The 20,899-nt window shown below is 39.3% G+C and carries 20 protein-coding genes, 1 tRNA gene and 1 other RNA gene; 19 read left to right on the plus strand and 3 right to left on the minus strand.

Annotation, left to right across the window (positions count from 1 at the left end):
• The first annotated feature begins 34 nt into the window (after positions 1–34).
• From rapZ to ACXAE4_RS02605, 4 genes are read left to right on the plus strand one after another with little or no spacing between them, the layout of a single operon-like run.
• Positions 35–928 (plus strand): RNase adapter RapZ, encoded by an 894-nt coding sequence (gene rapZ / locus ACXAE4_RS02590; RefSeq protein WP_013059711.1) that lies wholly within the window; start codon positions 35–37, stop codon positions 926–928.
• Positions 925–1,911 carry a gluconeogenesis factor YvcK family protein gene (locus ACXAE4_RS02595; protein WP_028412048.1) on the plus strand — a complete coding sequence of 329 codons (987 nt, stop codon included), beginning with the start codon at positions 925–927 and terminating at the stop codon, positions 1,909–1,911. Before rapZ ends, ACXAE4_RS02595 begins: the two co-directional genes overlap by 4 nt.
• A 33-nt stretch (positions 1,912–1,944) precedes the next feature.
• Positions 1,945–2,889: a DNA-binding protein WhiA gene (gene whiA / locus ACXAE4_RS02600; RefSeq protein ID WP_013085390.1), complete on the plus strand. Its 945-nt coding sequence runs from the start codon at positions 1,945–1,947 to the stop codon at positions 2,887–2,889.
• A gap of 28 nt (positions 2,890–2,917) precedes the next feature.
• Complete coding sequence (locus ACXAE4_RS02605) at positions 2,918–3,172, plus strand: HPr family phosphocarrier protein (protein WP_013059708.1); 255 nt, start codon at positions 2,918–2,920, stop codon at positions 3,170–3,172.
• Positions 3,173–3,206: 34 nt separating this feature from the next.
• Here ACXAE4_RS02605 and clpP read toward each other — a convergent pair whose 3' ends face one another.
• Positions 3,207–3,794: an ATP-dependent Clp endopeptidase proteolytic subunit ClpP gene (clpP, locus tag ACXAE4_RS02610; protein WP_013059707.1), complete on the minus strand. Its 588-nt coding sequence runs from the start codon at positions 3,792–3,794 to the stop codon at positions 3,207–3,209.
• Between the two features lie 220 nt (positions 3,795–4,014).
• Here clpP and ACXAE4_RS02615 point away from each other — a divergent pair.
• The 15 genes from ACXAE4_RS02615 to ssrA all read left to right on the plus strand — a co-directional run bounded on the left by ACXAE4_RS02615 (position 4,015) and on the right by ssrA (position 19,255).
• Positions 4,015–4,086, plus strand: a tRNA-Arg gene (locus ACXAE4_RS02615).
• Positions 4,087–4,287: 201 nt separating this feature from the next.
• Positions 4,288–4,962 carry a hypothetical protein gene (locus ACXAE4_RS02620; RefSeq protein ID WP_289578565.1) on the plus strand — a complete coding sequence of 225 codons (675 nt, stop codon included), beginning with the start codon at positions 4,288–4,290 and terminating at the stop codon, positions 4,960–4,962.
• 286 nt (positions 4,963–5,248) lie between these two features.
• The gene (rpoN, locus tag ACXAE4_RS02625) at positions 5,249–6,559 is read left to right on the plus strand and encodes an RNA polymerase factor sigma-54 (protein WP_028412050.1); all 1,311 of its coding nucleotides are present in this window, start codon (positions 5,249–5,251) and stop codon (positions 6,557–6,559) included.
• 12 nt (positions 6,560–6,571) lie between these two features.
• On the plus strand, positions 6,572–6,820 hold the full coding sequence (locus tag ACXAE4_RS02630) for a glutaredoxin family protein (protein WP_033580423.1): 249 nt from the start codon (positions 6,572–6,574) through the stop codon (positions 6,818–6,820).
• Between the two features lie 132 nt (positions 6,821–6,952).
• Positions 6,953–7,981 carry a sugar-binding transcriptional regulator gene (locus tag ACXAE4_RS02635; RefSeq protein WP_014457838.1) on the plus strand — a complete coding sequence of 343 codons (1,029 nt, stop codon included), beginning with the start codon at positions 6,953–6,955 and terminating at the stop codon, positions 7,979–7,981.
• Positions 7,982–8,026: 45 nt separating this feature from the next.
• Positions 8,027–9,034: a type I glyceraldehyde-3-phosphate dehydrogenase gene (gene gap, locus ACXAE4_RS02640; protein WP_475235416.1), complete on the plus strand. Its 1,008-nt coding sequence runs from the start codon at positions 8,027–8,029 to the stop codon at positions 9,032–9,034.
• Between the two features lie 309 nt (positions 9,035–9,343).
• Entirely contained in the window at positions 9,344–10,528 is a 1,185-nt protein-coding gene (locus ACXAE4_RS02645; protein ID WP_028412053.1) for a phosphoglycerate kinase, read from the plus strand.
• A 175-nt stretch (positions 10,529–10,703) separates the two neighbouring features.
• Positions 10,704–11,459, plus strand: coding sequence for a triose-phosphate isomerase (gene tpiA, locus ACXAE4_RS02650; RefSeq protein ID WP_013085385.1), 756 nt, complete (start codon positions 10,704–10,706; stop codon positions 11,457–11,459).
• On the plus strand, positions 11,459–12,991 hold the full coding sequence (gene gpmI, locus ACXAE4_RS02655; protein WP_098627040.1) for a 2,3-bisphosphoglycerate-independent phosphoglycerate mutase: 1,533 nt from the start codon (positions 11,459–11,461) through the stop codon (positions 12,989–12,991). The genes tpiA and gpmI overlap by 1 nt, the downstream gene beginning before the upstream one ends.
• Positions 12,992–13,015: 24 nt before the next feature.
• Entirely contained in the window at positions 13,016–14,311 is a 1,296-nt protein-coding gene (eno, locus tag ACXAE4_RS02660) for a phosphopyruvate hydratase (RefSeq protein ID WP_028412055.1), read from the plus strand.
• A gap of 208 nt (positions 14,312–14,519) precedes the next feature.
• Positions 14,520–14,753 carry a preprotein translocase subunit SecG gene (secG, locus tag ACXAE4_RS02665; protein ID WP_014457843.1) on the plus strand — a complete coding sequence of 78 codons (234 nt, stop codon included), beginning with the start codon at positions 14,520–14,522 and terminating at the stop codon, positions 14,751–14,753.
• 268 nt (positions 14,754–15,021) lie between these two features.
• Positions 15,022–15,762: an alpha/beta hydrolase gene (locus tag ACXAE4_RS02670; RefSeq protein WP_028412056.1), complete on the plus strand. Its 741-nt coding sequence runs from the start codon at positions 15,022–15,024 to the stop codon at positions 15,760–15,762.
• A gap of 38 nt (positions 15,763–15,800) precedes the next feature.
• The gene (gene rnr, locus ACXAE4_RS02675; RefSeq protein WP_028412057.1) at positions 15,801–18,143 is read left to right on the plus strand and encodes a ribonuclease R; all 2,343 of its coding nucleotides are present in this window, start codon (positions 15,801–15,803) and stop codon (positions 18,141–18,143) included.
• 145 nt (positions 18,144–18,288) lie between these two features.
• Positions 18,289–18,756 (plus strand): SsrA-binding protein SmpB, encoded by a 468-nt coding sequence (smpB, locus tag ACXAE4_RS02680; protein WP_013059694.1) that lies wholly within the window; start codon positions 18,289–18,291, stop codon positions 18,754–18,756.
• Between the two features lie 137 nt (positions 18,757–18,893).
• Positions 18,894–19,255: a transfer-messenger RNA gene (gene ssrA / locus ACXAE4_RS02685) on the plus strand.
• 154 nt (positions 19,256–19,409) lie between these two features.
• Here the strand turns inward: ssrA and modB are convergent.
• On the minus strand, positions 19,410–20,066 hold the full coding sequence (gene modB / locus ACXAE4_RS02690; protein ID WP_034264255.1) for a molybdate ABC transporter permease subunit: 657 nt from the start codon (positions 20,064–20,066) through the stop codon (positions 19,410–19,412).
• Positions 20,067–20,073: 7 nt separating this feature from the next.
• Positions 20,074–20,871 carry a molybdate ABC transporter substrate-binding protein gene (gene modA, locus ACXAE4_RS02695; protein WP_099000230.1) on the minus strand — a complete coding sequence of 266 codons (798 nt, stop codon included), beginning with the start codon at positions 20,869–20,871 and terminating at the stop codon, positions 20,074–20,076.
• Positions 20,872–20,899: the final 28 nt, after the last annotated feature.

The following is a 20,899-nucleotide window of genomic DNA, read 5'->3' on the forward strand; positions in this document are numbered from 1 at the left end:
TAGACATGTATGCATAGATTGAGGGGGATGAAAAATGAGTACTGGGTCTGTAAGCGATATTCAATTAGTGATTATTACTGGAATGTCAGGTGCAGGAAAAACAGTAGCAATTCAGAGTTTTGAAGATTTAGGGTTCTTTTGTGTAGATAATTTACCCCCTACATTGCTACCGAAATTTTTGGAACTCATGAAAGAGTCAGGGAATAAAATGAATAAAGTTGCTCTTGTTATGGATTTGCGAGGTAGAGAGTTTTTTGAAAGCCTATTTGAAGCATTAGATAACATGAGTGAAACAACGTGGGTCACGCCACAAATTTTATTTTTAGATGCAAAAGATTCTGTACTGGTGACGCGCTACAAAGAAACGAGACGTTCACATCCGCTAGCTCCTTCGGGTTTACCGTTAGAAGGAATTGGTATGGAACGGGAGCTGCTTGAGGAGTTAAAAGGAAGAGCTCAGCTTATTTATGAGACATCAGAGTTAAAGCCAAGAGAGCTTAGAGAAAAGATTTTAACTCAGTTTTCTTCGCACGCTTCACAAGTTTTTACTGTTAATGTGATGTCATTTGGTTTTAAATACGGGGTGCCTATTGACGCTGATTTAGTCTTTGATGTGCGCTTTTTGCCAAACCCTCACTATATTGACCATATGCGTCCTAAAACAGGGCTCGAAGAAGAGGTTTCTTCTTACGTATTAAAATGGACGGAAACTCAAAAGTTCATTGAAAAAGTAGTAGACCTACTTTCGTTTATGCTTCCGCAGTACAAGCGAGAAGGTAAAAGCCAGCTGGTCATCGCTATAGGGTGTACAGGGGGACAGCATCGCTCCGTCACATTAGCTGAATATTTAGGTCACCATTTCCAGAATGAATACAAAACTCATATTTCTCATCGTGACATTGAGAGGAGAAAGGAAAATCATAGATGAGCAGTGAACAGCTTCCAAAAGTTGTCGTCATTGGGGGAGGAACGGGTTTACCAGTGCTGTTAAGAGGGTTGAAGGAATACCCTCTTGATCTTACAGCCATCGTAACCGTAGCAGACGACGGGGGAAGTTCTGGCCGATTGCGCGATGAACTTGAAATCCCTGCTCCTGGTGATATTCGAAATGTGCTAGCTGCTTTATCTGATGTAGAGCCACTAGTTGAAGAGCTTTTTCAACATCGATTTGATACAGGAAATGAGCTTACAGGCCATTCTCTTGGCAATTTGTTGCTTGCAGCTATGACGTCTATTACTGGCGATTTTGTGCATGCTATACGAGAAATGAGCAAAGTACTAAACGTCAGAGGGAAAGTGCTTCCGGCAGCTAATCAAAGTGTTGTGCTGCATGCGGAGATGCAAGATGGATCCATCGTAACAGGTGAATCTAAAATTCCAGAAGTTAATAAAAAAATTAATAAAGTGTTTTTATCGCCTGCCGATGTGAAACCGCTTGTCGAGACAATAAAAGCTATTCGACGCGCTGATTTAATTGTATTGGGGCCGGGAAGTCTTTATACAAGTATTTTGCCGAATTTACTGGTGCAAGATATTTGTAATGAGCTTTGTTCGACAAAAGCAAAGAAAGTGTACGTGTGCAACGTGATGACGCAGCCGGGTGAGACATTGGGTTTTAAGGCAAGTGATCATATTAAAGCGCTTTACAACCATATGCCGTGTGCGTTTTTAGATGCGATTATTGTCAATAATGCACCTATTCCGGCACCTTTAAAAAAGAAATATCAAGTAGAGCAGGCTCAGCCTGTAGAATATGACCGTGAAGTATTGCTAAAATTAGGTTTAGAAGTGATTGAAGATCAAATTATTCAGTATGACGGCAGCGTAATTAGGCATGATACAAAAAAAGTAGCAAAGCTTGTGTATTCTATGCTGACATCGCTGCAAGGTAAAGCGAATACTGGTGTTTAACACTATTTCCGTATGTAGATTGGAGGTGAAGTTATGTCATTTGCATCAGAAACAAAAAAAGAGTTAACGAATTTAGAAGTCAAGGATTGCTGTGCAAAAGCAGAGCTCTCTGCATTAATTCGAATGAATGGTTCACTTTCTTTTTCGAATAAAAAATTCACAGTTGATGTCCAAACTGAAAATGCAGCGATTGCTCGACGCATTTATGTCCTGCTTAAGAAAAATTATGATGTGTCAGTAGAACTGCTTGTACGTAAGAAAATGCGGCTGAAGAAAAACAATGTGTATATTGTTCGATTAGTAGAGAAAACAAGAATGCTTTTGGAAGACTTAAAAATTGTAGAAGAAGGATTCACGTTTACACATCGTATTTCACCAGAGCTAGTACAAAAGAAATGCTGTAAGCGATCCTACTTAAGAGGCGCATTTTTAGCCGGCGGCTCTATTAATAACCCGGAGACATCATCGTACCATCTTGAAATCTTTTCATTGTATGAAGAGCACAACGAAGCTTTATGCAATTTAATGAACGAATTTCAATTGAATAGTAAAACATTAGAACGAAAAAAAGGCTATATTAACTATTTGAAAGAAGCTGAAAAAATTACGGAGTTTCTAAATATCATTGGAGCCCATAACGCTCTTTTACGGTTTGAGGATGTAAGAATTGTCCGAGATATGCGAAATTCCGTTAATCGCTTAGTTAATTGTGAAACAGCTAACTTAAACAAAACAATCGGAGCGGCCATTCGTCAAGTGGAAAACATTCGTTATATTGATGAAACAGCTGGATTAGATATCTTACCAGAAAAGCTGAGAGAAATTGCTCGTTTGCGTGTGGAATATCAAGACGTTACGTTAAAGGAGCTTGGTGAGATGGTATCTGGAGGTCAAATTAGCAAATCAGGCATTAACCATCGATTGCGTAAAATTGACCAAATAGCAGACAAGCTTCGCGCCGGTCAGCCAGTCACATAAGGGGAATTGCAAGGGGGAGGATTTTATCATGGAAAAACAAGTAGAAGTAAAATTAAAAACGGGATTACAAGCTCGTGTTGCGGCACTATTCGTGCAAGAAGCAACTCGTTTTACATCTGATGTGTACTTGAAGAAAGATGAGAAAGTAGTCAACGCTAAAAGTATCATGGGGTTAATGAGCTTAGCGATTAATAACGGTTCTCTTATTACGCTCATTGTTGAAGGGGTAGATGAAAAAGAAGCAATGGATGCGTTAGTCGCTTACGTAGAGAACGATGCATAAAAAAGCCTTTCCCAAAGTGGGAAAGGCTTTTTTCTTATTTAGGGTCGTTTTCTAATACTTTGTCAATTAGACCGTATTCTAAAGCGCGTTCAGCAGTCATGAAATTATCACGATCTGTATCACGTTGTAGCACTTCTAACGGTTGACCTGTACGCTCAGCTAAAATTGAATTTAGTTTTTCACGTAAGAATAGAATACGTTTTGCCGCAATTTCGATTTCAGTAGCTTGTCCTTGAGCACCACCAAGAGGTTGATGAATCATTACTTCGCTGTTTGGAAGAGCAAAACGTTTGCCCTTTTCACCAGCAGCCAGTAAGAAAGCACCCATTGATGCAGCCATACCGATACAAATTGTAGAAACTTTTGGCTTAATGAATTGCATCGTATCATAGATAGCCATTCCAGCTGTAATAGAGCCACCTGGGCTGTTGATATAAAGTGAGATATCTTTTTCTGGGTCTTCAGCAGCTAAGAATAGAAGCTGAGAAACGATCGAGTTAGCTACATTATCATCAATAGCACTACCTAAAATAATAATGCGGTCTTTTAATAAACGTGAATAAATGTCATAAGCACGTTCACCACGGTTTGTTTGTTCAATAACTGTAGGAATTAAGTTCATATTAAATTCCTCCTTAACAAGAATAATTTGTTATGTACCTATAATACACGTATGGTCAATAAAGGTCAAACAAAAGAACCTCTACTACACATATTCGCTTAAAAGACTATGTATTCCTCTTTGACATTATTAAAATTTTTCCCCCTTCTAAAAAAAATAAACGTAGTATTCTATTGAAAAGAGAAGTTTTCTCTCCTATAATGGAAGTTGTGACAAATATGCCCTCGTAGTGTAGTGGATAGCACAAGAGATTCCGGTTCTCTTAGGGTGGGTTCGAATCCTGTCGAGGGCGTCTTAAAACGTTGCGGATTACGCAACGTTTTTTATTTTGAGTAAAAAGGCTCATCTTCTCAAAAAATAATATTTATTTTCCTTCTATAACCCTTTATACGCGTAAGGAAGCAAGAAATTAATTCCATTGTACCGGTTGCGGAATTTGTCAGAATACTATAAAACAGTATATAAGGAAAAGAAACACGGAGGAGGAATAAATATGAAATACATGAACAAACTTTTCATTGTCAGTGCATCGGTAGCTCTATTACTATCTGCATGCGGGACGAACGAAGATTCTGCTCAGCCGAAGTCTAATGATCAAGCAGAAAATGTTCAGCAGGATACAGCTTCTAAATCTGATCAAACATCAGGCGCTGCAAAAGAAGAGTCGAAAAAAGATGCGGATTCTGCTGAGGTCTCAGCCGAACCTTCAGGAAGTCAATCATCGACTAGCGAAACGGCGGAAGGTGGACAGTCAACGTCTTCTTCAGAAACAAAACTAACAAAAAGCCCAGAACAAGATTATTCTATTCAAGTAATGGACGGCTATAAACTAACGGGTGAAGAACCAGGAAAAGATGCGTTAGTGTTAACTTCAGATGATTCTCAATTTATGCGTATTGAAATGCTTTCATCAGAAGCATCGCTGGATGACGCTGCTCAATCTGTTAAACAAACGGCAACAGCAGTTAATAAAAATGCAGCAGAGAAAAAGAATTTTGAAGAGAATGGAATCTTCAAAGATTCTGTCTGGTATGAAGCCACATCTGGCGATCATACGGTAAACGCCGTGTTGGTTAAAGGAAAGAAACCAATGAAGCTAACCATTTTTACGAAAAATGACGCAGAAAACTTAGACAAGTTTATGCAAATGGCACAAACTATTCAATAAGCAATTCTTCTATATATTATACAAATGCAGAAAATTCGACATGACGCAGAAAACGTCATGTCGAATTAGTACTCGGATCATGTAGTAGGCGCGAATTATAATGAAAAGTTATAAAGGTGTATAGCTCTATTACTTTTTTGATGGTTAGTAACTAAAAATAGGATGAAATGCTTCGTTAACAAAGGTTGACGGAGATTTTTTGATGAAAAAATTACATATAAAAAATAGTTACATGCTCTTTGAAAGCGTTTTTATAGTAAAATAGATGAAGGGGAGGGGAGAAATAATGGAGATTGGATTATTTCAGCAGCAGTCGTTAAAACTGACGATGTCAAAAGAATTATCACAAGCTATTTCTCTTTTACAATATTCATCGATGGATATTGTAGCGTTTTTACATGAGCAGGCGCTTCAAAATCCGCTTATAGATTTTTCAGAGCTGCCCGTCAATACATCTCACAATCAAAAAAATCATGCAACTTCTGATTCAACAGATTATATGAGCAGTATACCAGCTCCTAAAGAAACGCTGTACGAACATTTAATGAATCAATCCGCATTATTAAAATTAGATGAATGTGAGCAGGCAGCCGTTGAGTTTGTTATTCATAGTCTGGATGATGCTGGCTATTTGCACGATGAGTTAATCATACTTGCTAACCAGCTTGGCCAAGATCAAGAGCAGGTTGAAAAGGCTCTTCAACTTGTGCAGCAGATGGACCCGGCAGGAGTAGGGGCGAGAAGTTTACAGGAGTGCTTAATGCTCCAATTAAAAAGAAGTAATCAATGGACAGAAAAAATAGAGCAAATTTTGACACATCACTTTGAGGAATTTGCTTATAAAAAATGGATGAAAATCTCAAAGTTATGTCAAATCTCACTTGAAGCTCTTCAACAATTACATGAACAGATTAAGAAATTAAATCCTCGTCCTGGATCATTTTATATGAAGTCCAATGAACGATTCATTGTACCGGATTTTATTGTGAAAATTGAAGATGGAAATGTCGTTGCTTATGCAAATGAGGATTTGGAACCTCGTCTTTCAGTGAACGAACAATACAAACTTCAGCTGAAAAATAAGCAGAACCAAGAAATGTTTTCTTATTTGCAAGAGAAATATCGTGAATTTCAATGGATTATGAAAAGTTTACACACACGCAAAGACACATTAAACGCATTAATGAATACTTTACTCGTTGAACAAGAAGCATTTTTTAAAAAGGGCCCTTCGTATTTGAAGCCGTTAACGATGAAGGAAGTAGCGGAACAAACCTCTGTGCATGAATCAACGATTAGCCGTGCTACTCGGCACAAATATATTCAAACGCCTTTTGGCACCTTTTCAATGAAATCTTTTTTCTCAACTAGTATTCAACTGGGCAACAACGAAGCGACTTCTACAACTCACGTAAAAGAACTGCTTAAAAAGCTAGTATCAGAAGAAAACAAACAGCGTCCGCTTTCAGATCAGCAGTTGGCTAACGTCTTGCAAAGCAATTATAACGTTACTATTTCAAGAAGAACGGTAGCCAAATATCGAGACCAATTAAACGTTCTACCATCCAGTCAACGAAAACTTTTTGTCACGCAGTAAAGGAGTGGGAATGTGGAAGTCGTACTATATACCAAAAATGGCTGTCATTTATGCGATGATGCAAAGAAGCTGCTTGCAGAGATGCAGTCTGAGTTTCCCTTTCAGCTTATGGAACGAGATATTTACAAAAACGATGAGTGGCTGGAAAAGTATCACCTTGCGATTCCTGTAGTAGAAATGGATGGAGAAGAAGTGGAATATGGAAAAATAACAGGTATCCCATTAAGAAAACGCTTACTTTTAAAAATAGGCAACACATGAGTTGAATAAAGGATTCACTCCTGTTAGAATAGATTTTGTAGCAGGGTGAATTTTTTTGCGCAAGGTGGGACATAATATGTCTATATGGGACAAAATATGTCCAGCGAGTTTATGCCTTAAGGGGATTTTAACATGCGTTCTTTAATAGAAGTACAACGAAAATTATTACCTGAACTTCTCTCAGTTATGCAAAAGCGCTATCAAATCTTGCAATACATACGTTTAATGCAGCCGATTGGCCGCAGAAACTTAGCTGTAAGCCTTGGGCTAACAGAGCGTGTGTTACGAAGCGAAGTAACATTCTTAAAAGAACAAGATTTGATTGACATTTACCCTAGTGGGATGACGCTTACAAACGAGGGAGAACTACTTCTAGCTGAGTTAGAAGAAGTAATGAAGGAAGTTTCAGGACTTCGATTATTGGAAACAACATTAAAAGAGGCGTTTTCTTTATCAGAAGTTGTTGTTGTATCTGGAGATAGTGATCAGTCTCCTTGGGTCAAAAATGAAATGGGTCGAGCATCTGTTTCGTGTATCAAGGAGCGCCTTGTTGGTGAAAAAAATACCGTTGCTGTTACAGGTGGTACAACGCTTGCCGCCGTTGCCGAAATGATGACACCTGATTCAAAACACCCTGATGTACTTTTTGTACCTGCTCGCGGAGGGCTAGGTGAAAATGTACAAAACCAAGCAAACACGATTTGTGCTAAGATGGCTGAAAAGTCCATGAGTCACTATCGCTTGCTTCATGTTCCAGATCAGCTTAGTGATGAAGCATACCGATCCATTATCGGTGAGCCATCTATTAAAGACATGCTTCATTTAATCAAGTCCGCTGGTATGGTTGTTCACGGAATAGGAGACGCTATGACAATGGCAGAACGCCGTAAAACACCACAAGCTGACTTAGAAAAAGTGAAAAATGGACATGCTGTAGGTGAGGCATTTGGATACTATTTTAATCATCAAGGCGAAGTTGTTCATAAAGTTAAAACAGTTGGCATACAACTCGATGATTTAAAGAACAATAAATGTGTTATCGCTGTTGCAGGAGGTTCATCAAAAGCAAAGGCAATTAAAGCGTTTATGCAACAAGCGCATGATTCGATTCTCATTACAGATGAAGGCGCCGCAAAAGAGTTAGTAAGGGATTTTAATTAATCCCTCATATAAAAAATACTTTTTACATTCAAGGAGGAAATACCCATGGCAGTAAAAATTGGTATTAACGGATTTGGTCGTATCGGCCGTAATGTATTCCGCGCAGCTTTAAAAAATGATAACGTTGAAGTAGTAGCAATCAACGACTTAACAGATGCTAACATGCTTGCTCACCTTTTAAAATATGATTCTGTACACGGAAAATTAGATGCAGAAGTAGTAGTAGATGGTAGCAACTTAGTAGTAAACGGTAAAACAATCGAAATCTCTGCTGAACGCGACCCAGCTCAATTATCTTGGGGCAAACAAGGCGTAGAAGTTGTTGTTGAATCTACTGGATTCTTCACAAAACGCGCTGACGCTGCAAAACACTTAGAAGCAGGAGCTAAAAAAGTAATTATCTCTGCTCCAGCATCTGATGAAGACATCACAATCGTAATGGGTGTTAACGAAGACAAATACGATGCAGCTAACCACAACGTAATTTCAAATGCTTCTTGTACAACTAACTGCTTAGCGCCATTTGCTAAAGTGTTAAACGACAAGTTCGGTCTTAAACGCGGAATGATGACAACAGTTCACTCTTACACAAACGACCAACAAATCTTAGACTTACCACACAAAGATTACCGTCGTGCTCGTGCAGCTGCTGAAAACATCATCCCAACTTCAACTGGTGCTGCTAAAGCTGTATCTCTAGTATTACCTGAATTAAAAGGTAAATTAAACGGTGGAGCTATGCGTGTTCCAACTCCAAACGTTTCTTTAGTAGACTTAGTTGCTGAACTTGATAAAGAAGTAACTGTTGAAGATGTAAACAACGCTCTTAAAGAAGCTGCTGAAGGCGATATTAAAGGCATCCTTGGTTACAGTGAAGAGCCACTAGTATCTGGTGACTACAATGGTAACATCAACTCTTCTACAATCGATGCATTATCTACAATGGTAATGGAAGGTAACATGGTTAAAGTTATCTCTTGGTACGATAACGAGAGCGGATATTCTAACCGTGTAGTAGACCTTGCTCAATACATCGCTGCTAAAGGACTATAAGAATAACTTAAAATTCGCTTCTATTTGATTCAATAAGACAGAAATCGACTAGACTTTCCTTTTTTATTGGATATCTGAAAATAGAACGACTATAATAAGACTTGCTAAGGAAGAGAGGGGCATACCCCCTCTTCCTTGATTTATGTATTGGCTTCTACATGAAAAAGCGTCATAAACAGCTAACTCGAGTTTCACTTTATATAGAAAGGCGCCAATATATAAAATGAAATGTACGTTGGTTTGTGGATTGATGATTACATAGAAGCCTACTTGCTTAGTACCATAAATACTTAAGGAGGCCTTTTAACGATGAACAAAAAAACGTTGAAAGACATCGATGTAAAAGGAAAGCGAGTATTTTGTCGCGTAGACTTTAACGTACCAATGAAAGACGGAAAAGTAACAGACGAAACTCGTATTCGTGCAGCTGTTCCTACTATTCAATATTTAGTAGAACAAGGTGCAAAAGTAATTTTAGCTAGCCATCTTGGACGTCCAAAAGGCGAAGTTGTTGAAGAATTACGTCTAAATGCTGTTGCAGAACGTTTACAAGCTCTTCTTGGTAAAGACGTTGCAAAAGCTGACGAAGCTTTTGGTGAAGAAGTAAAGAAAACAATCGACGGCATGAGCGAAGGCGATGTTTTAGTACTTGAAAACGTACGTTTTTACCCAGGCGAAGAGAAAAACGATCCTGAATTAGCAAAAGCGTTTGCTGAATTAGCAGATGTATACGTAAACGATGCATTCGGTGCAGCTCACCGTGCGCATGCTTCAACAGAAGGAATTGCTCAACACATTCCAGCAGTAGCAGGTTTCTTAATGGAAAAAGAGCTTGATGTGCTTTCAAAAGCATTATCGAACCCAGAACGTCCATTTACTGCAATCGTTGGTGGAGCAAAAGTTAAAGACAAAATCGGTGTAATTGACCACTTACTTGATAAAGTAGATAACTTAATCATCGGTGGAGGACTTTCTTACACATTTATTAAGGCACTAGGCCATGAAGTAGGTAAATCACTTCTTGAAGAAGACAAGATTGAACTTGCAAAATCTTTCATGGAAAAAGCTAAGAAAAACGGAGTAAACTTCTACATGCCAGTGGACGTGGTAGTAGCAGATGACTTCTCAAATGATGCTAATATTCAAGTTGTATCAATTGAAAACATTCCAAGCGATTGGGAAGGCTTAGACGCAGGACCGAAAACGCGTGAAATCTATGCTGACGTAATCAAAAACTCTAAGTTAGTTATTTGGAATGGACCAATGGGTGTATTTGAATTAGACGCATTTGCTAATGGAACAAAAGCAGTAGCTGAAGCTTTAGCAGAAGCAACTGACACATATTCAGTAATCGGCGGAGGAGACTCTGCAGCAGCTGTTGAAAAATTCAACCTAGCTGATAAAATGAGCCATATTTCTACAGGTGGCGGTGCGTCACTAGAGTTTATGGAAGGTAAAGAACTTCCAGGCGTAGTTGCACTAAACGATAAGTAAGTTTATGTTTCAGTAAGACGGAGGACCGACCTGACGACTGATAATATAAATAATTATCAAGCAGCGAAGAAGGATGACCAAGAGATAAAAGGGACCGAATCACTTTTAACAGCACCCTCTTGGACATCTAACGCGTGAAGTGAAAACCCACAATAAACAAAGGACGGTGTTACACATGCGTAAACCAATTATTGCAGGAAACTGGAAAATGAACAAAGTACTTTCTGAAGCAACTAGCTTTGTTGAAGAAGTAAAAGGAGCAGTACCATCTCCTGAAAGCGTAGATTCAGTAGTATGTGCACCTGCACTATTTTTAGATCGTTTAGTAGAAGCGACTAAAGGCACAGACTTAAAAATTGGTGCACAAAACATGCACTTCGAAGAAAACGGTGCGTTCACTGGAGAAGTGAGCCCTGTTGCATTAGCAGACCTAGGTGTGAACTACGTAATTTTAGGACACTCTGAACGTCGTGAAATGTTTGCTGAAACGGACGAAACAGTAAACCAAAAAACAATTGCTGCATTCAAACACGGTTTAACACCAATCGTTTGCTGCGGTGAAACAAACGAAGAGTATGAACAAGACCAAACAAAAACAGTTGTAGCTAATCAAGTACAAAAAGCATTAGCTGGTCTAACTGATGAGCAAGTAAAACAAACGGTTATCGCATATGAGCCAATCTGGGCAATCGGTACAGGTAAATCTTCAACTGCTGAAGGTGCAAACGAAGTTTGTGCATACATCCGTAGCGTTGTTGCAGAACAATTCTCTCAAGATGTTGCAGATGCTGTACGTATTCAATACGGCGGTAGCGTAAAACCTGCTAATATTAAAGAATATATGTCTCAATCAGACATTGACGGAGCTTTAGTAGGTGGAGCAAGCTTAGAAGCAGATTCTTTCTTACAGCTTTTGGAGGCTGGTAAGTAATGAGTAAAAAGCCAGTAGCATTAATCATCTTAGATGGTTTTGCATTACGCGATGAAGATAAAGGTAATGCGGTAACACATGCAAAAAAACCAAACTTCGACCGTTTCTGGAACGAGTATCCTCATGCTACACTTCAGGCGTCTGGAGAAGCTGTAGGCTTACCGGAAGGCCAAATGGGTAACTCTGAAGTAGGTCACTTAAACATCGGTGCAGGCCGAGTTGTGTACCAAAGCTTAACTCGTGTAAACGTAGCAATTCGTGAAGGCGAGTTTGAACAAAACGAAACGCTTGTAGCAGCTGTAAAGCACGCAAAAGAAAAGGGTACAAACCTTCATCTTTTCGGACTTTTATCTGATGGCGGTGTACACAGTCATATCGAACATCTTTATGCATTATTGCGTCTAGCTAAGAGTGAAGGCTTAGAAAAAGTCTACATTCATGGCTTCTTAGATGGTCGTGACGTAGCACCTCAATCTGCTGAAACGTATTTAAAAGAACTTAATGAAAAAATTGAAGAGTACGGCGTTGGTGAAATTGCAACACTTTCAGGACGTTACTACTCAATGGACCGCGACAAACGCTGGGAGCGCGTAGAGAAATCATACCGCGCAATGGTGTACGGTGAAGGTCCATCATATACAAGCGCTGAAGAGTGCGTAAAAGATTCATATGAAAATGGAATCTATGACGAATTCGTTTTACCTTCTGTTATTACAAAGGAAGACGGATCGCCAGTTGCGACAATTCAAGACGAAGATGCAGTCATTTTCTACAACTTCCGTCCCGATCGCGCAATTCAAATTTCAAATACGTTCGCAAACGAAGATTTCCGCTCATTTGATCGCGGTGAGAAACATCCGAAAAACTTACATTTTGTATGTCTAACTCACTTCAGCGAAACAGTTGACGGATATGTAGCCTTTAAGCCAATTAACTTAGATAATACGCTTGGTGAAGTATTATCTCAAAATAACTTAAAGCAGCTTCGTATTGCTGAAACGGAAAAATATCCTCACGTAACGTTCTTTATGAGCGGTGGACGTGAAGCAGAGTTTCCTGGTGAAACACGTATCTTAATCGATTCACCAAAAGTAGCAACATATGACTTGAAACCTGAGATGAGTGCTTATGAAGTGACGGACGCGTTGCTTGCAGAAATCGAGGGCGACAAGCAGGACGCTATTTTATTAAACTTTGCAAACCCTGATATGGTAGGTCATTCAGGTATGTTAGAACCAACGGTAAAAGCGATTGAAACAGTAGATGAGTGCTTAGGCAAAATTGTAGATGCAATTTTAGCTAAAGGCGGTACAGCAATTATCACAGCAGACCATGGTAATGCTGATGAAGTGATTACACTTGAAGGTAATCCAATGACGGCTCATACAACGAATCCTGTTCCGGTAATTGTAACCAAACAAGGCTTAGAGCTTCGTGAAGACGGTATTCTAGGGGATCTAGCTCCTACAATGCTTACTCTTCTAGATGTAGCACAGCCAAAAGAAATGACAGGTAAAACATTAATTAAATAATTAATTATAAAGGAGAGTTTTAAAATGCCAACAATTCTTGACATTTATGCACGCGAAGTATTAGATTCTCGCGGTAACCCAACAGTTGAAGTAGAAGTATATACTGAATCAGGCGCTTTCGGACGCGCAATCGTACCAAGTGGTGCTTCTACTGGTGAACACGAAGCAGTAGAATTACGCGATGGTGACAAATCTCGCTACCTAGGTAAAGGTGTATTAAAAGCAGTAGAAAACGTAAACGAAATTATCGCTCCTGAATTAGTAGGTATGGACGCAACTGATCAAATCGGTATCGACCGCCTTATGATTGAGCTAGATGGTACGGAAAACAAAGGTAAATTAGGTGCTAACGCTATCCTTGGTGTATCTATGGCAGTAGCTCACGCAGCAGCTGATTTCGTAGGTCTTCCATTATATCGTTACCTTGGTGGATTCAACGCGAAGCAATTACCAACTCCAATGATGAACATCATCAACGGTGGTTCTCATGCTGATAACAACGTTGACTTCCAAGAGTTCATGATTTTACCTGTAGGAGCTCCTACATTCAAAGAAGCAATCCGTATGGGTGCTGAAGTATTCCACGCGTTAAAATCTGTTTTATCTGCAAAAGGCTTAAACACAGCTGTAGGTGACGAAGGTGGATTCGCTCCAAACCTTGGTTCTAACCGTGAAGCATTAGAAGTAATTGTTGAAGCAATCGAAAAAGCTGGCTACAAAGCTGGTCAAGACATCCAATTAGGTATGGACGTTGCTTCTTCTGAATTCTTCAACAAAGAAACTGGTAAATATGACTTAGCAGGCGAAGGTCGTACAGGCGTAACTTCTGCTGAAATGGTAGATTTCTACGAGCAGTTAGTTAACGAATTCCCAATCGTTTCAATCGAAGACGGTTTAGACGAAAATGACTGGGATGGTCACAAGCTATTAACTGAGCGCATTGGCGGCAAAGTACAGCTTGTTGGTGACGATTTATTCGTAACAAACACGAAAAAACTTTCTCAAGGTATCGAACAAGGCGTAGGTAACTCTATCCTTATCAAAGTTAACCAAATCGGTACATTAACTGAAACGTTCGAAGCTATTGAAATGGCTAAACGTGCTGGTTACACAGCAGTAGTTTCTCACCGTTCTGGTGAAACTGAAGATGCAACAATCGCTGATATCGCTGTTGCAACAAATGCTGGTCAAATCAAAACTGGTTCTATGAGCCGTACAGACCGTATTGCGAAATACAACCAATTACTACGCATCGAAGACGAGCTAGGTGTTCTAGCTGTATACGATGGCGCTAAATCTTTCTACAACTTAAAAAAATAAGTTGAAATCATAAAAAACGGATGACGATTGTCATCCGTTTTTTTATGTTAAAATCCGGCGTATTTCGCTGTCATTACTTGTATGAGAGGGTTTTTTATGATAAATTAACCTTAGCGTAGTGCGCGTACTTTATCCCCGGTAATGCCAATCAGAAGGGATGAAGAAACCCCGCTGATTGACTATTACTTGGTGTAGGAGGTGTGTCTTAGTGCATACATTGCTGATTACTTTGCTAGTGATTGTTTCAATTGCATTGATTGTTGTGGTCGTTTTACAATCAAGCAAAACTACTGGATTATCTGGAGCTATTTCCGGTGGAGCTGAAACGTTATTTGGAAAACAAAAAGCACGTGGAATTGACTTAGTTTTACACCGTTTGACAGTAGTGTTATCTATCTTATTCTTTGCGTTAACACTTGCTGTATCTTATTTCAAACTTTAATATGTTACTGGATAGACTGCCACCTAATGCATACGTACTTGGTGTATACCAACTTATGTATTAGGTGGCTTTTTTAATGGGCGTGTTGAATACTTTAATTTCATTTTTAAGTAATGATATAATATAGCTTTAGAAAAAAGTACTAAATATAGTATAAAAGCGTAAAAGTTGACGGACACATCTCTTGTTATGTGATGACCGTCACATAAATACATGTTTTTTTCTATTATGACTGCAGATATTATAACTAAAAGGAGTTAAATGATATATGAAAATTGCACAACCAAAGCCATTTACATTTGAAGGCGGCGAAAAGGCTGTTTTATTACTTCACGGTTTTACCGGAAATTCTGCTGATGTTCGTATGTTAGGTCGTTTTTTAGAGAAAAAAGGATACACATGCCACGCACCTCACTATAAAGGACACGGTGTAGCGCCTGAAGAGCTTGTTCATACTGGTCCAAAAGATTGGTGGAAAGATGTCATGGAAGGCTATGAGTTTTTGAAAAGTAAAGGCCATGAAAGTATTGCCGCTGTAGGTCTTTCACTAGGTGGCGTATTTTCACTGAAATTAGGTTACACTGTACCTATAAAGGGTATTGTGCCTATGTGCGCGCCTATGTATATAAAGAGTGAAGAAGTCATGTATGAAGGTGTTTTAGCGTATGCACGCGAATATAAAAAGCGTGAAGGTAAATCGTCTGAACAGATTGAACAAGAAATGGAAGAGTTCAAACAAACACCAATGAACACGTTAAAGTCTTTACAGGAATTAATCGCTGAAGTGCGAAATTCAGTTGATATGATTTATGCACCGACATTTGTTGTACAAGGTCGTCATGATCATATGATTAATACAGACAGCGCCAATATTATTTATAATAGCGTCGAGTCTCCTACAAAAGATATAAAGTGGTACGAAGAATCTGGTCATACCATTACCTTTGATAAAGAGCGAGATCAGCTTCACGAGGATGTATATGCATTTTTGGAATCACTTGATTGGTAATAGAGATAATACGAATAAGGAAAAAGGAGGGACATGATGTGAAAGAAGAAAATCAGCCCTATATGAATGAAATATTGGATTTTATGAAAAGGGATAATTACAAACCTTTGACTGTCCAAGAGCTTGCAAAAGAATTTAATACGGAGGATGCAGAGTCATTCAAAGAGTTTGTTAAGGCACTTGTTATTATGGAAGAGAAGGGTTTAATTATCCGAGCAAGAAATGACCGCTACGGGCTGCCGGAACAAATGAATTTTGTCAAAGGGAAAGTAAGCGGACATGCAAAAGGGTTTGCGTTCGTAGTTCCTGAAGAAAAAGATGCGGGTGATGTATTTATTCCCCCTACTGAAACAAACAATGCTATGCACGGAGATATTGTGCTTGCAAGAGTGTTATCAGAATCATCAGGTGCTCGTCGTGAAGGAACCATTGTAAAAATCTTAGAACGAGGTACCCAGCAAATTGTAGGTACGTATACGCAAAGCAAGAATTTCGGCTTTGTGATTGCGGATGACAAAAAAATTGCAGGTGATATCTTTATTCCCAAAGCAGCAAGAAACGGTGCAGTTGAAGGCCATAAAGTAGTAGTAGAGCTCACAACCTATCCGGAAGGCCGCATGAATGCAGAAGGAAAAGTTGTTCAAATTCTTGGACATAAAAACGATCCGGGGATCGATATCATTTCTGTTATCCATAAGCACGGTCTTCCTCAAGAATTTCCTGCTGACGCTTTAACGCAAGCAATTGATACACCTGAGACGATTGATGAAAAAGATATCGGTAACCGTCGCGATCTTCGGGATCAAGTTATTGTAACCATTGACGGAGCAGATGCAAAAGATTTGGATGACGCTGTAACGGTTACAGAGCTTGAAAACGGAAACTACAAATTAGGTGTTCATATTGCAGATGTAAGTCACTACGTTAAAGAAGGTTCTCCGATTGATGTAGAAGCAGCAGAGCGCGGAACAAGCGTCTATTTAGTAGACCGAGTTATTCCGATGATTCCTCACCGTTTATCTAACGGAATCTGCTCATTAAATCCAAAAGTTAACCGTTTTACACTTTCTTGTGAGATGGAAATTAATCCACAAGGTGAAGTAGTAAAACATGAGATTTTTGAAAGTGTCATCAAAACGACAGAACGAATGACGTATTCAGATGTGAACAAAATCTTAGTGGATAAAGATGAAGAAGTGTTAGAACGCTACGAGCCAATCGTTCCGATGTTTGAGCGTATGGAAAAGCTGGCAGCTATTCTTCGTAAAAAGAGAATGGATCGCGGTGCCATTGATTTTGATTTCAAAGAAGCAAAAGTATTGGTAGATGATGATGGACATCCTCACGATGTTATTTTGCGTGAACGTTCAGTTGCTGAAAAGCTAATCGAAGAATTTATGCTGGCGGCGAATGAAACAGTAGCAGAACATTTTCACTGGATGAACGTACCGTTTATTTATCGTATTCATGAAGATCCAGATGCAGAGAAGCTTACTCGTTTCTTAGAGTTTATTACAAACTTTGGTTATACAGTGAAAGGGACAGGCAACGATATTCATCCGCGTGCGCTGCAAGATATTTTAGAAGAAGTAAAGGGTACGCCTGAAGAGATGGTTATTTCAACTGTTATGCTTCGTTCGATGAAACAAGCGAAATATGAAGCAGAAAGTTTAGGCCACTTTGGTTTATCAGCTGAATTCTATACGCATTTTACGTCTCCAATCCGTCGTTATCCGGATTTAATCGTTCATCGTCTCATTCGTACGTATTTAATTGAAGGAAAAACAGATCAGCAAACGCAAGAAAAATGGCGCGAGCTTCTGCCTGATGTTGCTGAGCATTCTTCTAATATGGAACGTCGTTCAGTTGACGCTGAGCGAGAAACGGACGATATGAAAAAAGCTGAGTTTATGGCTGATAAAGTTGGGGAAGTATTCAATGGTATTATTAGCTCTGTTACAAACTTTGGGATGTTCGTGGAGCTGGAAAATACGATTGAAGGGTTAGTTCATGTTAGTGACTTAACGGATGACTATTATCGTTACGACGAACGTCATTATGCGATGATTGGAGAAAGAACGGGCAACGTCTTCCGAATTGGAGACGAAATTGAAGTGAAAGTTGCCGATGTGAATAAAGACGAGCGTTCAGTGGACTTTGTTATTGTGGGAATGAAAGAAGGCCGCAAACGCTTATCTAAAGATCGTCCTAAAGTGATTAAGGCAAAACAAAAGTCACGCAAAGACGATAAAGGAAAAGGTCGAGAGGGCAGCCGAAGCAAAAATGAAGAGTGGTCTACTCAAAAACCAAAGAAGAAAAAGAAAAAAAGATTCTTCGAAGGCGCTCCAAACGTTAAGCGTAAAAAGAAAAAGCGCAAATAATCGACAGCAGTGAAGCAGAAGGATAGACCTTCTGCTTCAAAACAGCTCTATTAAACGTTTTAGTTGTTGTTTAGATTTCCATACAGTAAAATGATACATAATATCATACATATACGTAAGTACGGCTGAAGGGAAGGAACGTTTTATGCCAAAAGGTGAAGGGAAATTAATTGCACAAAACAAAAAAGCCCGCCACGACTTTTTTATTGAAGAAACATATGAGACGGGTATTGTTCTACAAGGAACGGAAATTAAATCAATTCGTAATGGTCGTGTGAATTTAAAGGACTCTTTTGCTCGTGTGCAAAACGGAGAAGTATTTTTACACAATATGCACGTTAGTCCTTACGAACAAGGAAATCGATACAATCATGAGCCACTTCGTACACGAAAGCTATTGCTGCATAAACGCGAAATCAGCAAGCTAATTGGCTATTCAAAAGAAACAGGTTATTCACTAGTTCCGTTAAAAGTGTATTTGAAAAATGGATACGCAAAGGTTTTACTAGGGCTTGGTAAGGGTAAAAAGAAATATGATAAGCGTGAAGACTTAAAGCGTAAAGAAGCCAAGCGTGATATCGAACGAGCATTTCGTGATCGTCAAAAGATGTAAAATTACAAAATCTTACAATTGCAAAATGCTCATTTTGTGATATAATAAATATTGTTATCAGTTAGATTTCATTTTGCACACTGAAGTCGCTATCTGATGTAAGAATTTTTCTTACACATTCCGACTCCCTTTTATATGGGGACGTTACGGATTCGACAGGGATAGTTCGAGCTTAGGTTGCGAGTCGAGGAGATGGCCTCGTTAAAACATCAACGCCAATAATAACTGGCAAATCTAACAATAACTTCGCTTTAGCTGCATAATAGTAGCTTAGCGGTTCCTCCCTCCATCGCCCATGTGGTAGGGTAAGGGACTCACTTTAAGTGGGCTACGCCGGAGTTCGCCGTCTGAGGACGAAGGAAGAGAATAATCAGACTAGCGACTGGGACGCCTGTTGGTAGGCAGAACAGCTCGCGAATGATCAATATGCCAACTACACTCGTAGACGCTTAAGTGGCGATATTTCTGGACGTGGGTTCGACTCCCACCGTCTCCACCAAATACATATTTTTGGTGGCTTACCTTACTTATAACAGGAGCTAATCAAATGTATGATCTACATTTGATTAGCTCCTTTTTAATTTATGATGTATGTAAAATTGAAAAAGCGGTACAAAAGTAAAAGGATGCCTCTTTGTGTAAGAGGCATCCTTTTACTTTTGTTTAAGCTGAACAAAAAGCAGCATAAGAAAGGAAAGAAAGACGATCGAGATAACCCATAGCCAAGCGAGATTCATGTTTCCAGAGTCAATCGCGACGTAGATAGCGGTAGGAACAGTTTGAGTTTCACCTGGAATATTGCCAGCAAACATCAAAGTGGCTCCAAATTCTCCGAGTGCTCTTGCCAGACTTAACACACCTCCTGTTACGATAGCTTTAGAAGCTAAAGGAATGGAAATAAAGAAAAAGACTTTCCATTCGCTTGCACCATCTACTCGAGCTGCGTCTTCAATTTCATGATCAACGCCTTGGAAGCCCGTTTTGGCAGATTGATACATAAGGGGAAACGCAACGACAACGGATGCAATAACAGCTGCCCACCACGTAAAAATAACGGGTTGTTGAAAGACCCATTCAATTGCTCGGCCAAGTAGGCTGTGTTTTCCGAATATGACAATCAATAAAAATCCAACAACGGACGGAGGCAGGACCAATGGTAGCATCAACACCGTTTCAACCATCACTTTTCCCTTAAAGTGTTTCCTGGATAACAGTTTTCCTATAACAGTGCCTAGAATAATCACGACAAATCCCGCTACTAATGCAATTTTAAGCGATAGCTGAAGAGGAGATAAAAACTCTTGAATCATAGCAATCTCAATTCGCAGTGAAACCGTATTTTTTAAACGTGTTAAGAGCCGTCTTACTTTGTAAAAATTGATAAAAATCCTTTGCTTCTTGTGGATGTTTCGAATCCTTAATAACGCCTACAGGATATACAATTGGTTTGTGAGTGCTATGATCTGCAGTGGCGACAATCTTCACTTTTTTTGAAATCAACGCATCGGTTTTATAAACAACTCCAGCTTCAACGTTTTCTGTCTCCACATAGGAAAGCACCTGGCGTACGTCTTTTGCATAGACGGTTTTAGGCTCAATGTTTTTCCACAGATTCATGTGTTCAAAAGTCTCTTTTGCATACTGTCCGGCAGGAACGGATTCCGGTATGCCAAGTGCAATTTTTTGAACAGCAGGCTTTGATAGATCTTCAAAATTTTTGATGGCAGCCGAATTATTCTTTGGGACGATAAGCACAAGATCGTTGCCAACCAAGTCAGTTCCATTTTCTTTAGAAATAACTCCTGACTTTACCAGTGCATCAAACTTATCTTCCGCTGCTGAAAAAAACAAATCAGCCGGTGCGCCGTTTTCGATTTGCTGTTGCAGCGAGCCTGAAGCCCCAAAATTAAATTTTAAGTCGACATTCGGATGCTTTGTTTCATATTGCTTTTGAATATCGGTAAGCGCATCTTTTAAGCTGGCTGCAGCGGATATCGTTAAGCTGACGTTTTGGTGCTGAGCCGCTGATTGACTCGTATTTGTTCCGTTTGAACAAGCAGCAGTAAACATAATTAAAAATAATAGTGCGAATAAGGGTTTAAAGTATTGTTGCATCGTGTCACCTCAATTAGTTTTAGTAGAG

This window comes from Priestia sp. ABM2_011, from assembly GCF_056158845.1.